The sequence below is a fragment of the Waterburya sp. genome, from assembly GCF_058530065.1.
Window position 1 is genome coordinate 24,587 of record NZ_JBZNBU010000183.1, and the last position, 16,350, is coordinate 40,936.

Sequence of the window (16,350 nt, forward strand, 5' to 3'; positions counted from 1 at the left end):
ATGAAAATACTTTTAATTCACGGTCTGAGCCGAACTCCTTTATCTTTAATTGGTCTGGAACAATCTCTAAAACAAACAGGACTAGCAACAGAACAATTTAGCTACTTTGCCTTAACTGAAAGTTTCGATCGCATTGTCGAGCGTTTGCGAATTCGCCTACAGACATTAGCCAATCGAGGTGATTACGGCATTGTGGCTCATTCTCTTGGTGGCTTGTTGACCAGGGTAGCTTTAGGATTACACACCATAAAATTACCCCAACATATTGTAATGCTCGGCACGCCCAACCAATTACCCCGCCTTGCTCCCCATGCTTGGCAGCTATTACCGCCTTTTCGCTGGTGGACGGGACAATGTGGATACAACTTAACCGATCCTAATTTTTTTGCCTCACTTCCCCAAATAAAGTCTCCCTATACCATCGTGGCGGGTACGGGAGGACATAGAGGTATCTTCAGTCCTTTTGGGGATGAACTTAATGACGGTATCGTTGCCCTAAGTGAAACTCGATTGAGCGATCGCGATCGTCTAGTGCAACTACCTGTTATGCACACCTTTATGATGAACGATCTTCGGGTAAAAGCAACTGTAAAACGGGCGTTCGATCGTCGAGCGAGCAACTTTTAACTCCAGACTCAATTACAGTTAGAATCTTGATGTTCGGTAAATAATCGATCTAATTCGGTTTGCATCTGGGACTCTACGAGACGATAACACTGCTCTACATAGTTGCGATCGCGGGCTGCTTCTACTCCATATCGCTCGAAAGCGATCGGGGGACAAACTCTAGTGTGTAATTTAATCGGTAAAGGAATATTCGGCAATGGGCCAATACCAACGCCCCAAGGCAAGCCCAAATAAATGGGAAATACTCCAGGATCGATTCCAGTTAACCAAGGCATCCCTAACTGATGTAATTGCTGCATCTGGGAGTGAATATCTGCCAAGACAATCAGAGTAGAATGCGCTCCGTGAGAGATAAAGGGAACTATGGGAACTTCTTCCTGTAAAGCTAGCTTGATAAATCCTTTATGACCGTGAAAATAAATCCGATCGCGTAAAGAATAAGGACGAAACACGTCTTTAGCTCCCCCTGGATAAATTAATACCGCAGCATCCTTGTGTAGTGCAGCCCGAATTAAATTGGGATGGGGTTGGATTGCTCCCACCTGTGCGGATAAACGACCCAATCCAGGAAAAAATTTCCAGATTTTGGGTTCCATCACGGCATATGCTAATCGCTCTGTCCCAAATTTTCGCAACCAATCATAGGTCATCATCACTGTATCGGGAGCAGCCAATCCTCCGTTATGAGAACCAATTAACAAAACTTTTCCCGTTGAAGGAATATGCTCCCAACCGTCGGTTTGTACTCGAAAATAATGTTGGTAGATCCAACCAAAAAAAGGCATCAATCCCTCGATTATCTGGGGATTGCGATCGCCTAAAGACCAACCAGTCAGCAGATTAGAGTTAGTATAGGAGGCTTGGAGATACAAATCCGCTACAACCCCCGCAGCTTGAAAGAAAGAAACTAGATTTTGAGGCGATTTGTAGTTCATCTTTTGACCCAGAAATACTGTCGCTTTCGAGGATTTAACCTATGTTTCTATTGTAAATCAATGATGCAATGACTATCTTTTTTACCAACAGGAAGTTTTTGAAGTAAGACGATCGCATTTTCCTCACAGTTATTTTCTAGTCTGAAAATAGATCTCTATATAAATAAGAGGAGGTACATTATGAGCGATCGCCAAAGAAAAGAAATAGTTAGCCATGTCACTCCCGAAACATTTTATGGAATCGCAATTGTTCTAATTTTAGGAATTCTCTTACTGACAGGATTTCTATCTGGATGAATTTCGATTCTGATTCCAAAGTTAAAATATACGACACGAGCTAGACTAGTGACTTTATCTACACAGTTTTAGATCGGCAACGATTGATAAATTATCCCAACCAACGCCATCAACTCAAGAAAAAGCAGCCAAATCCCAATCAACAGATAACTTTAAAGGCAAACCACCCAAAGAATTTGGGTGGCAAAAATTACCCTATATACTAGGCGGTTTGGGTCTGGTGGCTATCTTGATTTGGGCATTTCGTCCCGCACCGATTGCCGTAGATGTGGCAGAAGTCAAACAAGATGACGTGCGGGTAACTGTGGATGAAGAAGGAGAAACTCGTATTCGCAAGCGTTATCTAGTTTCTGCTCCCGTGACGGGTAGGTTAAGGAGAATCGATCTAGATGAAGGCGATCGCATTACTAAAGGGGAGATAGTAGCACAAATAGATCCTTTATCTTTAGAATCTGAAATTCAAGAGGCACGAGCTAGATTGCGTCAGTGGCAAGCGGAAAAAAAAGGAGTGGAAACTCAACGTCTTCGTCTTGATTGGCTTTTACCTCAATCTGCTTAACCCGAACTCAGGTTATTTATGTTTTGAAGATAGTTTTTAGCTACAGTTTCGAGTTGTAGAAATTCTGCGATCGCTTTTGAATGTGAGATTTTTTAGCAACTAGATTGGTTATATATTTTTGCCAAAGTGCAATTTGCTCTCGATTAGGCTGTACTGTTTGCCAAGCTTCGCGCTTCATCAAGCGATAAATATAGGCTTGAAGTTGGGGAAAGGAAGTTAAGTCTAAATCTAATAAATCGATTAAAACCAGACTATTCCCTACTACGATATCTCCTAAAGTTAAATGATTGCCTCCAAAATAATTTTTATCTCCTAACAAATCCGTTAAAAACTGGCAAACTCGTTTGAGATGTCGCTTGGCTTTAGCTGTTTCAATGGATTGAGGGTCGTTTAATATTAGGGGAATGACTTTAGAAACTAGTTCGTTACTGACAACCATTTGTGCCATCTTGATTTTAGCTAAAGCTTCTGGTTGTTGGGGTAATAAACTGGGTTGAGGATATTTAGCTTCTAAGTATTCCATGATTGCCATCGATTCAATTAATTTAAAATCTCCATCGACAATTGCTGGTACTTTGCGAAAAGGATTGATTGCTAAAAATTCTGGCTTTAGTTGTTCTCCTCGATCTAAGTTAACTACGATTGGTTCAAATTCGATATTTTTCTCTAATAAAGTTAGCCAGACTCTACGGGCTAAGGGAGACAACGGATGGTAATAAAACTGTAACATTTTTTCAATCTCCAAATAACTATTTCAAGACCGATCGGTCTGTAAAAACTCAAAAAAATTAATCGCTACGATCGGCAAGGCGATCGAGGTATTGATTCAAGCTGGCAATCGTATATTGCAAATGAACGGCATCTTGATATAACTTGCTCATCATCACCGCACCTTCAATAGCAGAGATTAAAAAGCTAGCGGTAACTTCAGGATCTACACTGGCAGCAATCTCTTGTTTTTTGATGCCTTTGTTAAGGATACGTACGATGAGACCTCGCCAATCATCCATCGCTTTTCTGGCACGATCGCGCAATAGAGGATGAGTATCATCACTTTCGATCGCCGTATTCAAAATCGGACAACCACCAGCCAGGGGAGGTTTATCCATATAACTTAAATTAACTCTCAGTAAAGCTTTCAGACGGGCAATAGCATTGGTTTCCTGTTTGACAGCATTCCAAGCCTGTTGTCTGACGATGCCGACAGCATATTCAAAAGCTTGAATGGCAAGATCGTCTTTACTTTTAAAGTGATTGTAAATACCTCCCTTTTTCAAACCCGTCGTCTGCATAATATCGGCGATCGAGCAACCCGCATAACCTTTTTGATTGAATAATTCTGCTGCTTGCTGAATAATATATTCTTTGGTTGTTTTGGCTTTGGGCATATAGATGAAGTTTTTCAGACCGAACGGTCTCGATAACTATACCGCGATCGACAACTAAAAGGCAAAAAATTATCCTGATTTCAAGATTTTTAGAGTTTACTAGATAATGGCTGTTAAAGATACAAGCTTTGGGACTTTACAGAACTACTATAAATTATCCTAAAATCAATATTCTTAAATGTAGATAAAGTAGAGGGTACTAAAGGGGTCAAGAAACTATACAATAAAACGCTAGCAGTTTAACGTAAGGCGAAAGACAAAGTAATATGCCCCGTCGCAACGATCTTCACAAAATCTTACTTCTTGGTTCGGGTCCCATTGTCATCGGACAAGCCTGTGAATTTGACTATTCTGGGACGCAAGCCTGCAAAGCATTGCGAGAGGAAGGGTACGAAGTTATATTGGTTAATTCCAACCCCGCTTCGATTATGACCGATCCTGAAATGGCCGATCGCACCTATATCGAACCCTTGACTCCCGATATGGTAGAAAAGGTGATTGCTAAAGAAAAACCAGATGCTTTGTTACCGACAATGGGGGGACAAACTGCTTTGAATGTGGCAGTAGCTTTAGCTAAAAGTGGAGTCCTAGATAAGTATGGTGTAGAACTGATTGGGGCAAAATTACCAGCTATTGAGAAGGCAGAAGATCGGTTGTTGTTTAAAGAAGCAATGGAAAAGATCGGCGTGCCAATGTGTCCGTCTGGTATTGCTAATAGTTTAGAAGAAGCGAAAAAGATTGCCAAGGAAATCGGCAGCTATCCTTTGATCATTCGTCCTGCTTTTACTTTAGGTGGTACTGGAGGCGGGATTGCTTACAATCAGGAAGAATACGAGCAAATTTCCGCATCGGGGATCGATGCCTCTCCCGTCAATCAGATCCTAGTCGATAAATCTCTTTTAGGCTGGAAGGAATACGAATTAGAGGTAATGCGGGATTTGGCAGATAACGTGGTAATTATCTGTTCGATTGAAAACATCGATCCGATGGGGATACATACGGGAGATTCTATTACCGTTGCCCCAGCCCAAACTCTGACTGATAAAGAATATCAACGCTTGCGAGATTATTCTCTAGCGATTATTCGAGAAATTGGAGTAGAGACGGGAGGTTCTAATATTCAGTTTGCGATCAATCCCATAAATGGGCAAGTAATCGTAATTGAAATGAATCCTCGGGTTTCGCGATCTTCGGCTCTGGCTTCTAAGGCTACTGGTTTCCCCATTGCTAAATTTGCCGCTAAATTGGCTGTCGGTTATACCCTAGACGAAATATCTAACGATATTACGCAAAAAACCCCTGCTTCTTTTGAACCAACCATTGACTACGTAGTTACCAAAATTCCCCGCTTTGCTTTTGAGAAATTCCCTGGTACGGAACCCATTCTCACTACCCAAATGAAGTCGGTAGGAGAAGCAATGGCAATTGGTAGAACCTTTGTCGAATCTTTCCAAAAAGCTCTCAGATCCTTAGAAACGGGTCATTATGGCTTTGGTTGCGATCGCAGTGAAACCTTGCCTTCTATTTCCCACATCCGTTCTAGTTTGCGGACTCCCAACCCCGAGCGGATCTTTAGCATCTATCAAGGGTTGAGATTGGGCATGACTCCTGAAGAAATCCACGAACTAACGGCGATCGATATTTGGTTTTTGGATAAAATGCAAGAGTTGTTATCCACTGAGAAATTCTTAGTTAGTACTTCTTTAACTAAAATTAGTGCCTCTCAAATGCGCTCGATCAAGCAACAGGGATTTAGCGATCGCCAGATAGCTTTCGGGACTAAAACTAGTGAAGATGAAGTTAGGGAATATCGCAAGGGTTTGGGCATTATTCCCGTCTATAAACTAGTGGATACCTGTGCTGCGGAATTTGAAGCTTTTACTCCTTACTACTACTCTACTTACGAAGAAGGGGAATCGGAAGTTACGCCCTCCGATAAATCTAAAGTAATGATTCTTGGTGGAGGACCAAACCGCATCGGACAGGGAATCGAATTTGACTATTGTTGCTGTCATGCTGCTTTTTCTCTTTCGGCTGCGGGTTACGAAACGATTATGGTTAACTCCAACCCCGAAACCGTCTCTACCGACTACGATACCAGCGATCGCTTGTACTTTGAACCTCTAACTAGAGAAGACGTACTCAATATTATTGAAGCAGAAAACCCCGCAGGAATTATCGTCCAGTTTGGGGGACAAACTCCGTTAAAACTAGCAGTACCTTTACAGGAATATTTAAAACAGCAGGATTCGGCAACTAAGATTTGGGGTACATCTCCCGATTCGATCGATACTGCCGAAGATAGGGAAAGATTCGAGCAAATTCTACGAGAATTAGATATCAAACAGCCTCCAAATGGTATTGCTCGTAGTTATAAAGAATCTCTCAAAATTGCTAACCGCATTTCCTATCCCGTAGTGGTGCGCCCCTCCTATGTATTGGGGGGTAGGGCAATGGAGATTGTCTATTCCGATGCCGATCTCAAACATTACATGACCTATGCGGTGGAAGTCGAACCAGATCGTCCAATCCTGATCGATAAATTCCTCGAAAATGCGATCGAGGTAGATGTGGATGCCCTCTGCGACAGTACGGGCAAAGTAGTTATCGGTGGCATTATGGAACATATCGAACAAGCTGGAATCCATTCGGGAGACTCTGCCTGTTCTATTCCTTATAACTCCTTACCTGAAACTGCGATCGCCACTATCAGGGATTGGACGGACAAACTTGCCAAAGCTTTAAAAGTTGTTGGCTTAATGAACATTCAATATGCGGTACAAGGAGAACAAGTCTATATCATTGAAGCAAATCCTCGCGCTTCTCGTACCGTACCCTACGTATCCAAAGCCACGGGCGTACCTCTAGCCAAAGTCGCATCTCTGGTAATGTCTGGCAAGAGTCTAGCTTCCCAAGGAGTCGAAACAGAAACTATTCCCAAACATATTGCCGTCAAAGAGGCTGTCTTACCCTTTAATAAATTTACCAATACCGATACCCTTTTAGGTCCCGAAATGCGTTCTACAGGTGAAGTCATGGGCATCGACAGCGATTTTGGCAAAGCCTTTGCCAAAGCAGAAATCGGTGCGGGGGTAGATTTAGCCCTGTCGGGTACGGTTTTTGTTTCGATGAACGAACGAGATAAACAAACGATCGTTCCCGTGATCCAAGATTTTATCGATTTAGGCTTTAAAATTGTTGCTACTTCTGGCACGCAAAAGGCATTGCAAGATAACGGAATTAAAAATGTAGATTTAATCCTCAAGCTCCATGAAGGTCGTCCTCACGTGGTAGATTCGATTAAAAATAACGAAATTCAACTAATTATCAACACACCTACAGGAGAAGAATCCCAAACCGACGCACAGTTAATCAGAAGAATGGCACTAGATTATAAGTTACCGATTATTACTACCATCGCAGGGGCAAAAGCTACCGTAGCAGCCATTCGTTCTTTGCAATCCGAACCTTTAGAGGTAAAAGCATTACAGGAATACATTTAGTTAGAGTCATTCCAATTAATTTCCGTACCTTCTAGGTTATCCTTTTTAGGTAATAGGTAGAGCGGAGATCCCAAGTCGCCGACGAAAGGCGTTTACCCCGAGCCAAACGGGGCAAGCCCAGATCGGTGACCTGGGCAAAGTAAGGCGATTCAGTTCGCTGCAACTAATGCTCCGCTCCCGAAGGGTAGGTAAGTAGCTCCAAGCTCCACTATTTCAGGTTTAATAAAGTGGGTTAAAAATTATGATTTCTTCTCAAAAGCCATAGAAAAAGTTTCTGCTGCTTGCTCTTTCAAAAGAAAATGATAAGTCAAAATCCATGTTCGCCAAACAAAGTAGGCGGGAACGAAAAAGTGAAAATAGTCACTCATAAAATAATATCGTTCTTCTATCGGAGATAAACCATTGTTAGAAGCTAACTTTTTAAAATCTCTGGGAGTACATTTATTGTAATAAGAAGGGAAACCTTGAACTTTTGCTGTTTGTGGATAAACTTTATGTAAGATAGCCTTTTTAGTTTCTTGTGGTAAGAGAAGATTCAATTGGGCAAACAGAGCATTCTTACTAGGTACAAAAATTAATGCCAATCCGCCAGGTTTTAAAATACTCGATATTGCTTGAAACGCACCTTCAATGTTTTGTACGTGTTCTAAGACTGCTTGACAAATTAATAGATCGGCATTTTGCTCCCCACGAAATTCCCCAATATCAGTACAGATAGTTTCGTCATATATTCCTTCAGGAGCATTATCTAACTCGTTTTGACTAATATCTAAGCCGATAACTTTGGCATTTAAAGATTTCTTTTGTTCTAAGGATAAATAAGGTCTTTTGCCACCACCTACATCATAAATTGTCAGATTTTGCTTTAAATAATTTGGCATAAGAGACTCTTTGTAATCGAGGTGACCATCAAGAGTATATTTTTTAGGCAGAAAACTATCGACCTTGTAACTGAGACGTACTTGACTATTGACGATCTTACGTATCATAGTTTTTTGGTTAATTTAATAACCGCTTATTTTTTTCATATACTACCCCTACCATGTTAAAGAGCGAAAATAAATCTTTATTTACTTTTATACAAGCTACGAGGATCTAAAGCATCTCTCAAACCATCTCCTAATAAATTAAAGGCTAAAACAGTCAAAATAATTAATAAAGCTGGAGGAATAATTAACCAAGGTTGCAATACTAAAATTGAAGCGTTAGTAGCATTAGAAAGTAAGTTTCCCCAGCTAGGATCTTTTGATTGGATACCCAACCCAATTAGACTTAAAACCGATTCGGCAATAATAAATCCTGGAACTGCTAAAGTAGCTGAAATAATAATATAGGTGGCTGTTTGGGGAAGGATATGGCGAACAATAATATAAAAAGGATTTGCACCCATAGCATTAGCTGCACTGACAAATTCCTGTTCTTTAAGAGATAATACTTGCCCCCGAATGACTCTGGCTAACCCAGACCAACTAATAAAAGAAGTAATTAAGACAATTAATAAAAATGTTTGCGCGCTACTTAAACCAGGAGGAAGCACTGAAGCCAAAGCAATTAAAAGATAAATACCAGGAATAGTCATCAATACTTCCACTACCCGCATCAAGACTGCATCGATCCAACCGCCAAAATAACCCGAAATTCCCCCCACCAGCATACCCAAGGGAAAAGAGATCGAAATACCTGCTAGTCCAATAAATAGGCTAATTCTAGCCCCAAATAACAAGCGACTGAATAAATCTCTTCCTTGTTCGTCAGTGCCTAAAATGTTGATTTTACCTTCTCCTAAAGTCCCAAATAAATGACGTTTTAAAGGAATACCAGGAAAGAGAGTTACAGTTTCAAATTTAGGTTGTAGAGGGAGAGAAATCTCAAATAAATTATAAGAATTTCCTGACACAAATAACCCCAAAGTAGCAGGATTGTCGCGATCTATAATTAACAAGCGATCGCCTGTTGCTAGATCCGTTGTCCCTTGAGTTGTAGGGTAAACATAGGGGGCAGTTAAATTTCCCTGCTCATTCTGCCAGTGAATAGCAGTAGGTGGTAGTAAAGAACCATCTTTTTGAGAAGCATAGGGAGAATAAGGGGCAATAAAATCGGCAAAAATAGCAGAAAGGTAAAATACGATTAATATTGTTGCTCCAAAACGCGCCAAAGAGTTTTTTTTGAGTTTTTGCCACCAATTCATTATTTTTCCTCTATGTCTTATTGTTCGGTTTCTTCTGGGGAAATAGGACTGACTTTGGCTTTATATAATAATTTATCTTCTTGTTGATAGCCGACATAACGGACTTCTACTATATCTCCTACTTCTGCAACTCCTTTCATCAATTGATGGTGTTGAGGATCGTAAGTAACTTTTTCTCCGACATTAGCAGTAGGTTTGATTTCCCACTGTTCCAATAGTTGTTCTAAAGGTTTCATTAAACCCAGCAATCTAATTGCAGGTAAATTAGGGTTTTTATTAATTGCCATAACTGCGGTAGGCCATTGCAACAGCCAAGATTCAATTGTTTCTAAACTAGATTTTTGAAACTCTGCTTCTAAAAATTCTTGCTGCTGAAGCATTTCTTGTTGTAATTTCTTGTATTCTTGCTGACAAGCTGCCAAGGCATCACTACCATCATCATTTTCCACTTTTTGAGGTCTAATTTTAATCTCTTGAGGCTGTTCGCTAAAAGTCTCAATTAAACTATCCGTAGAAATATTCAAAGCTTGGGCAATACGCACTAATGACTTAACGGATACATTTAAAATCAGTCCTCTTTGTATTCTGATTATTGGCAATCTAGCAACTCCCGCTACTTTACTCAATTCGTAAATATCAGCTATATTTACTTGTCGCATCAAGTCTTGTAGAAGTTGTTGGTTAGTTTCATAGGAATATTGATTCATTGTATATTGAAAAAACCGATTGTTTTGGAATATCTAAATAGCTTACATCAAGAATTAACAATGAAAATACAAAATTTTAAACAGAAAGAAACAAAAATTATTATTAACTAGCTACTTATTCGGATCGAGAGTAATAATAACAAATAAGAGAAATATTAATCGATCTACTTATAGTTAAATCCTATCTACGTAAAATTAATTAGTACTAAGTAATATATGAAAGCCAGTCAACTATTAAGGTTTTACGAACAAGGTTATCGAGATTTTACAGGAGTAGATCTCAGAGGAGAAGATCTATCTGGAGTTATGCTAATTTCTGTCAACCTCACGGGGGCTAACTTGATGGGGGCTAACTTGAGCAGAGCTTTTTTAACTAAGTCTAACTTTTCCCATGCTGTTCTTAACTGGGCGAATCTTAGTTATGCCAAAATGAGTGAAGCTGACCTAGAACAAGCAGATTTAACTAAAGCCAATCTTAAGGGAGCTTTTTTAGTTAAATCTCAATTAATTGAAGCAAAACTAAGCGGTGCAGATCTTTCCTATACTAATCTTCGCGGAGCTAATTTACTAGCAGCAAATATTTGTGGAGCTAAACTACAAAAAGTCAATTTAAGACAAGCAAATCTGAATAAAGTTAATTTTAATTGGGCAAATTTATTTGAAGGTAGATTGAGTGGAGCACAGTTAGGAAATGTTTCTTTAACTGATGTTAATCTCAGTCAAACATTTTTGATTGATGTAGATTTAAGTGGTGCTAATTTAACGGGAATTAATCTTAAAGAAGCTAAGTTGGCTAGAGCTAATTTAAGCAATGCCAATCTGAGCCATGCTAATCTGGAAAATTCTCGACTAAAAGAGATTAATCTTAGTCATGCCAACTTAACTAATGCTAATTTGGCAGATGCTCGGCTGAAAGAAGGTAACTTAAATAATGCTAATTTGAGAAATGCCAATTTAACCAATGCTGATTTATGTCAAGCTTCTTTTAAACAGGCAGATTTAACCAATGCCAAACTAGAGTCAGCCAATTTAGACAATACTGATTTTGAAATGGCAGTTTTAGACAAAACTATTTTGGATCGAGGTAATTTGGCTAGAAACTACTCCGATTATTCTTTTTCCGAAGCTCAGATTGCTTAATTGTTAGTAATTAGTGGTTAGTAGTTAGTGGTTAGTAGTCAGTTATCAATCGAAAATTTAGTTAAATTATACCGAAATACTTTACTAAATAATGTTCTTCCTTTTTGGTCGAATAACTCTGTAGACTGGGAAAATGGAGGATACTTTACCTGTTTAGATCGGGAAGGAAAAGTTTACGATACAGATAAATTTATTTGGTTGCAAAACCGTCAGGTATGGACTTATTCCATGTTTTACAATCGCTTAGAAAAGCGAGAAGATTGGCTGAAAATTGCTAAAAATGGTGCGGACTTTTTGGCAAAATACGGTAGAGATGAAACAGGTAATTGGTATTTTGCTTTAGATAAATCGGGACAGCCTTTAGTACAGCCTTATAATATCTTTTCTGATTGTTTTGCAGCTATGGCTTTTAGTCAGTATGCTTTAGCTACAGAAAGCGATATAGCCAGAGAAATCGCTCTCCAAGCCTATAATAATGTTTTGCGTCGTCAAAGCAATCCTAAAGGAAAATATAACAAAGTTTATCCTGGGACGCGATCTCTGAAAAGTTTGGCAGTGCCGATGATCCTCGCCAATCTATCTTTAGAAATGGACTGGTTGTTACCTGATAACCAACTAGAAGCAATTTTAGCTAAAACCGTCAGGGAAGTGATGGAAGACTTCCTAAACCGAGATGATGGTTTGTTATATGAAAATGTTACTCCCAATGGCAAACCTTTAGATTGTTTTGAAGGCAGATTAATTAATCCTGGTCACGGTATTGAAGCTATGTGGTTTGTGATGGATATTGCCAAGCGCAACAATAATTTAGAGTTAATCGATCGAGCCGTTGACGTAATGTTAAATATTCTCAATTTTGGTTGGGATAAAGAAGATGGAGGAATCTATTATTTTCTCGACGTGAAAGGATATCCTCCCCAACAACTAGAGTGGAGTCAAAAACTGTGGTGGGTGCATTTAGAAACCTTAGTTGCCTTATTAAAAGGATATAATCTGACTCAAAGATCGGAATGCTGGGACTGGTTTGAAAAAGTACACCACTACACTTGGCAACATTTTCGCGATCGCAATTATGGAGAATGGTTTGGCTATTTAGATCGTCGAGGAGAAGTATTATTAAATCTCAAAGGAGGCAAGTGGAAGGGTTGTTTTCACGTCCCCCGCGCTTTATATTTATGCTGGCAAGAATTAGATTGATTCAAGACTAAAACTATTTTCTTCAAGCAATTATTCGATCCCAAACTCATCTTTAATAGAGTAATATCAAGTCCGTTTGATTAGTTATATGAAATCTAAAAAAGAATGCTACATATGGGTGAGGTAAGTCAAAAGTCAGAATAACTTATTGTTTAGGATAGTTTATTTATTCCCTTCGATTGTTGAACACGATCGGAGGATTAACTATCTGGCAAAAAATATTCTCTTGTTATTTTTTCTATTATTTATAATTTAGTAAGTTTCTTCAAAAATATTTATATTAATGATTTAGTATTGTGATGTTTCAAAATAAATATTATTTTTTATGGGCTTAGAGAAAATAAATATTCAAGATGAATATCTTAGTAGTGAACATTCAATCATACAAGATTTTTATATTCCATGTTTTGAACAATCTATCATGTATAGAAGATCTGTAGGGTTTTTTACTAGTACTTCCATGGCTTTAGCGGCTAAAGGCTTAACCGCTTTGATTAAATCAGGAGGAACTATGCAGTTAATAGCATCACCTTTGTTATCTGATGAAGACATTAAAGCAATAGAAACAGGGATTCAACAAAGAGAAGAAATAATTGCTAAAGCCATAGTTCAAGAATTAGAGAAAGAGTTTAATCAAGTAACAGTCTTGTGACTGAAACTAGCAACGGAATTTTAGTTGAAGGAAAAGAATTCTTCGAGAAATTTGATTTAGAAGATGAGGTGTAGATTAATTGGGATTTGAATTACGACAAGACGCAAAAAGATGGTTTAGAGCCTTTGAGCAAGATATCAGACAAAAAACAATAATACAATTTGACCTCTATTACTTCTGCCTAATACCTGGGTTCTTTACTAAACGTAGAAATATCAATATTTCCTCAAATGAAGTTGATGAATTGTTTAGAGATTTTCCCAGTGCTTTTCGTTCTCGCGGAGAGTTACTGGTGGGTCTATTGATAAATACAGAACTTTCTAGAATCGGAATAGATTTACAAGAGCGCACATCTGTATACAGTAAAATATCGGAGTTAGTCATTACTTCTCCTCCATACTGGTCTAACGAAGGAATTAAGCGGATGAATGAGTATGCACATGGAGGCTTCGATGTACTTTGTGAAAAGATGGATGAACGCCCCAGGTCAATTGAAACTTTTATTAGGCAGTACCATAGATTAATTCAAAACCTACAGCAAAATACTCTGAATTATTAATTTTGCAGAATAGATTGAGTTAAAGAAGTTAATTTACTGCTATGGTCAATCATGACTATATTAGAATTTTAATAAAAAACCTAGTTGATAGCATGACACAAGGACAAACCTCACTGTCAGTTTCTCGTAATGTTTCAGATTTCTTCAGTCACGTCGATAAACTAATTCAAGAAATTCAAGCATTATATTGTCTTGATGCTGTGCCTTGGGTAATAGGCTATTCAGGGGGAAAGGACTCTACCGCTACTTTACAGCTTGTTTGGAATGCCCTAAAAACTCTTCCACCAGAAAAACTAACGAAAAAGGTTTATGTCATCACAACTGATACTTTAGTAGAAAATCCCATAGTCTCTCATTGGGTTGCAAAGTCGATAGAGCAAATAAGAGTAGCTGCTCAGGAGCAAAACTTGCCTATAGAGCCTCATTTGCTTGCACCAGAGGTCAAGCAGACTTTTTGGGTGAGTTTAATGGGTAAAGGATACCCCGCACCTCGTCATGGATTTCGCTGGTGTACCGAGCGTCTAAAAATTCGTCCTACTAATGATTTTATTCGTAACGTTATCAGAGTCAGTGGTGAGGCTGTTTTGGTTTTGGGTACTAGAAAAGCGGAAAGTACCAATCGGGCAGCTACTATGAATAAGTATGAATTGGGCAAAGTTAGCGAAATGCTGCAATCTGATTCGGATTTATTTAATTCATTGCGCTATAGTGATACGTTGCCTAATGCTGTAATTTACAGTCCCATTCAAGAATGGCGAGATGATGAGGTTTGGATGTATCTCATGCAGTGCGATAATCCTTGGGGGACGGGAAATCGAGATTTGTTTACTATGTATCGTGGTGCAACTGAAGATAATGAATGTCCTTTAGTAGTGGATACCTCAACCCCCAGTTGTGGAGACTCAAGATTTGGCTGCTGGGTATGTACGATGGTTAATAAAGATAGATCGATGGAAGCCATGATTCACAATGATGAAGAAAAAGAGTGGCTACAACCTTTATTAGATTTACGTAACGACTTAGACGTGCATCAAGATAGACATAGAAGAGATTTCCGTCGTCTAAAAGGTCAAGTGCAACTTTTTGAAAGGGAGCATAAAGGAAAAAAAACTGTTAAAAATATCCCTGGACCTTATACTAAAAAATGGCGAGAAACTTGGTTAAGACGAGTATTGTCGGCACAAATGGCAGTAAGACAAAATGCGCCAGCAGAATTCAAGAATATTTGTTTGATTACTCCTGAAGAATTAAGCGAAATTAGAAGGATTTGGCTGGAAGAAAAGCACGAGTTTGATGATAGTTTGCCCAAGATTTATCTGGAGATAATGGGAGAGGAATTTAAAGATATTAGGTTGGGTGCGGAAGAAAAAATAATTGGTAGTGATGAATGGGAAATCTTGGAAGAAATTTGTGATGATGAAATGCAGTTAGAATTGATGGCGAAGCTGTTAGATACGGAAAGACAATTTTATACTAAGAATCGTCGTTTGGGTATCTATGAAAGCTTAGAACAATGTTTTGCTACTAGTTCGAGAAGTCAGGAAGATGCGATCGCAACTGCCCATCAAAAACGCGATTTGAAAGTTGCTGCGGAAAAGGGAGATATTGAAGCAGTAGTTAGCAAAGTTGAAAAGTTAAATAAGGGTAATAATAAAGCGAAGCAAGATAATAAATCTGATTGGGCAAGTATTAAATTTGCTGGTAAATCTTAATCGTTTTTATCTGCTTAAAACTAAACATCAAGCGACATAATGTTTAATGATAAATGTTTAATGTTCAATGTATAGATGATTTTTACCGAATTAGTTATTGAAAATTTTGGCGCATATGCAGGTAGGCATAGTATTAATTTGCGTCCAGAAAATAAAGAGAATGTTCGCCCAATTATTTTGTTAGGTGGAATGAATGGTGGCGGAAAAACCACTTTAATAGATGCTATTCGTTTGGCTTTATATGGATCGAGGGCGAGATGTTCTACTAGAGGAAAATTGGGCTACTGTGAGTTTTTGTATCAATCGGTAAATAGTCAAGCTACATCGGGAGAGTTAACTAGAATTGAACTATCTTTTGAAGATAATTTTGGGGGAATTTGGCAACAGTTTAGAATTACTCGTGCTTGGAATCGAGATGTTAAAGAAAAAGATAGCTTGAGTATTAAAAGGGAGGATAGTTACGATCGCAATCTAGAAGATAATTGGGATGAGTATATTGAAAATATTTTACCCTTGGGTATTTCTAATTTATTTTTGTTTGATGGAGAACAAGTGAAAGAATTGGCAGAATTAGAAACTCCCCCTCCCATAGTTGTAGAAGCAATTAATAATTTGTTGGGTTTAGAATTAGCCGAAAAACTAACAGCAGATTTATCGGTATTGGTCAATCGCAAGCGCAAAGCAGTTGCCAATCAAGCCCAATTATTAACTATTGAAGAAATTGAACATAAATTAACCGAAAAAAGAAAGTTAAAAGTAAAAACCAAACAGGAAATTATCGATCTAGAACAGCAGTTAAAAAAGACCCGCAAGCAACGCGATCGCGCTGTTGCTAAATTCAATAAAGAAGGGGGTAAAATTGCCGAGGAAAGAGATAAAATTGAAG

15 protein-coding genes are annotated in these 16,350 nt (G+C 38.6%); 9 read left to right on the top strand and 6 right to left on the bottom strand.

What is annotated here, in order from left to right; translation table 11 throughout:
- On the top strand, nt 1-627 hold the full coding sequence (locus AC33VI_RS11720) for an esterase/lipase family protein (protein WP_491782441.1): 627 nt from the start codon (nt 1-3) through the stop codon (nt 625-627).
- An 8-nt stretch (nt 628-635) separates the two neighbouring features.
- Here the strand turns inward: AC33VI_RS11720 and AC33VI_RS11725 are convergent, their stop codons facing one another.
- A complete protein-coding gene (locus AC33VI_RS11725) occupies nt 636-1,562 on the bottom strand; it encodes a lysophospholipid acyltransferase family protein (RefSeq protein WP_491782442.1) in 927 nt (308 codons plus the stop codon).
- 517 nt (nt 1,563-2,079) lie between these two features.
- Between AC33VI_RS11725 and AC33VI_RS11730 the strand changes: the two genes are divergently transcribed.
- Nucleotides 2,080-2,418 (top strand): hypothetical protein, encoded by a 339-nt coding sequence (locus AC33VI_RS11730; protein ID WP_491782443.1) that lies wholly within the window; start codon nt 2,080-2,082, stop codon nt 2,416-2,418.
- 40 nt (nt 2,419-2,458) lie between these two features.
- Here AC33VI_RS11730 and AC33VI_RS11735 read toward each other — a convergent pair whose 3' ends face one another.
- The gene (locus AC33VI_RS11735) at nt 2,459-3,148 is read right to left on the bottom strand and encodes a glutathione S-transferase family protein (RefSeq protein ID WP_491782444.1); all 690 of its coding nucleotides are present in this window, start codon (nt 3,146-3,148) and stop codon (nt 2,459-2,461) included.
- Between the two features lie 58 nt (nt 3,149-3,206).
- A complete protein-coding gene (locus AC33VI_RS11740) occupies nt 3,207-3,806 on the bottom strand; it encodes a TetR/AcrR family transcriptional regulator (protein WP_491782445.1) in 600 nt (199 codons plus the stop codon).
- 266 nt (nt 3,807-4,072) lie between these two features.
- On the opposite strand from AC33VI_RS11740, the gene carB reads away from it, so the two are divergent.
- The gene (gene carB, locus AC33VI_RS11745; RefSeq protein WP_491782446.1) at nt 4,073-7,309 is read left to right on the top strand and encodes a carbamoyl-phosphate synthase large subunit; all 3,237 of its coding nucleotides are present in this window, start codon (nt 4,073-4,075) and stop codon (nt 7,307-7,309) included.
- A 239-nt stretch (nt 7,310-7,548) separates the two neighbouring features.
- Here the strand turns inward: carB and AC33VI_RS11750 are convergent, their stop codons facing one another.
- The 3 genes from AC33VI_RS11750 to AC33VI_RS11760 all read right to left on the bottom strand — a co-directional run bounded on the left by AC33VI_RS11750 (nt 7,549) and on the right by AC33VI_RS11760 (nt 10,204).
- Nucleotides 7,549-8,298 (bottom strand): class I SAM-dependent methyltransferase, encoded by a 750-nt coding sequence (locus AC33VI_RS11750; RefSeq protein WP_491782447.1) that lies wholly within the window; start codon nt 8,296-8,298, stop codon nt 7,549-7,551.
- Nucleotides 8,299-8,375: 77 nt separating this feature from the next.
- Nucleotides 8,376-9,497 (bottom strand): ABC transporter permease, encoded by a 1,122-nt coding sequence (locus tag AC33VI_RS11755; RefSeq protein ID WP_491782448.1) that lies wholly within the window; start codon nt 9,495-9,497, stop codon nt 8,376-8,378.
- A gap of 17 nt (nt 9,498-9,514) precedes the next feature.
- Complete coding sequence (locus AC33VI_RS11760) at nt 9,515-10,204, bottom strand: hypothetical protein (protein ID WP_491782449.1); 690 nt, start codon at nt 10,202-10,204, stop codon at nt 9,515-9,517.
- A gap of 216 nt (nt 10,205-10,420) precedes the next feature.
- On the opposite strand from AC33VI_RS11760, the gene AC33VI_RS11765 reads away from it, so the two are divergent.
- From AC33VI_RS11765 to dndD, 6 genes are all read left to right on the top strand, one after another.
- On the top strand, nt 10,421-11,344 hold the full coding sequence (locus tag AC33VI_RS11765; RefSeq protein WP_491782450.1) for a pentapeptide repeat-containing protein: 924 nt from the start codon (nt 10,421-10,423) through the stop codon (nt 11,342-11,344).
- A 27-nt stretch (nt 11,345-11,371) separates the two neighbouring features.
- The gene (locus AC33VI_RS11770; protein WP_491782451.1) at nt 11,372-12,541 is read left to right on the top strand and encodes a n-acyl-d-glucosamine 2-epimerase; all 1,170 of its coding nucleotides are present in this window, start codon (nt 11,372-11,374) and stop codon (nt 12,539-12,541) included.
- A gap of 421 nt (nt 12,542-12,962) precedes the next feature.
- Nucleotides 12,963-13,193, top strand: coding sequence for a phospholipase D-like domain-containing protein (locus AC33VI_RS11775; RefSeq protein WP_491782452.1), 231 nt, complete (start codon nt 12,963-12,965; stop codon nt 13,191-13,193).
- A gap of 79 nt (nt 13,194-13,272) precedes the next feature.
- On the top strand, nt 13,273-13,752 hold the full coding sequence (locus AC33VI_RS11780) for a hypothetical protein (RefSeq protein ID WP_491782453.1): 480 nt from the start codon (nt 13,273-13,275) through the stop codon (nt 13,750-13,752).
- A 92-nt stretch (nt 13,753-13,844) separates the two neighbouring features.
- Complete coding sequence (dndC, locus tag AC33VI_RS11785; protein WP_491782454.1) at nt 13,845-15,464, top strand: DNA phosphorothioation system sulfurtransferase DndC; 1,620 nt, start codon at nt 13,845-13,847, stop codon at nt 15,462-15,464.
- Between the two features lie 75 nt (nt 15,465-15,539).
- Nucleotides 15,540-16,350 (top strand): DNA sulfur modification protein DndD (gene dndD, locus AC33VI_RS11790; RefSeq protein WP_491782455.1); only part of this gene is annotated, 811 nt, incomplete at its 3' end.

What these genes read in the sequence shown, in the direction of transcription:
- AC33VI_RS11720 (WP_491782441.1), top strand. Translation starts at nt 1, where the DNA reads ATGAAAATACTTTTAATTCACGGTCTGAGCCGAACTCCTTTATCTTTA.
- AC33VI_RS11725 (WP_491782442.1), bottom strand. Translation starts at nt 1,562, where the DNA reads ATGAACTACAAATCGCCTCAAAATCTAGTTTCTTTCTTTCAAGCTGCG.
- AC33VI_RS11735 (WP_491782444.1), bottom strand. Translation starts at nt 3,148, where the DNA reads ATGTTACAGTTTTATTACCATCCGTTGTCTCCCTTAGCCCGTAGAGTC.
- AC33VI_RS11740 (WP_491782445.1), bottom strand. Translation starts at nt 3,806, where the DNA reads ATGCCCAAAGCCAAAACAACCAAAGAATATATTATTCAGCAAGCAGCA.
- carB (WP_491782446.1), top strand. Translation starts at nt 4,073, where the DNA reads ATGCCCCGTCGCAACGATCTTCACAAAATCTTACTTCTTGGTTCGGGT.
- AC33VI_RS11750 (WP_491782447.1), bottom strand. Translation starts at nt 8,298, where the DNA reads ATGATACGTAAGATCGTCAATAGTCAAGTACGTCTCAGTTACAAGGTC.
- AC33VI_RS11755 (WP_491782448.1), bottom strand. Translation starts at nt 9,497, where the DNA reads ATGAATTGGTGGCAAAAACTCAAAAAAAACTCTTTGGCGCGTTTTGGA.
- AC33VI_RS11760 (WP_491782449.1), bottom strand. Translation starts at nt 10,204, where the DNA reads ATGAATCAATATTCCTATGAAACTAACCAACAACTTCTACAAGACTTG.
- AC33VI_RS11765 (WP_491782450.1), top strand. Translation starts at nt 10,421, where the DNA reads ATGAAAGCCAGTCAACTATTAAGGTTTTACGAACAAGGTTATCGAGAT.
- AC33VI_RS11775 (WP_491782452.1), top strand. Translation starts at nt 12,963, where the DNA reads ATGTATAGAAGATCTGTAGGGTTTTTTACTAGTACTTCCATGGCTTTA.
- dndC (WP_491782454.1), top strand. Translation starts at nt 13,845, where the DNA reads ATGACACAAGGACAAACCTCACTGTCAGTTTCTCGTAATGTTTCAGAT.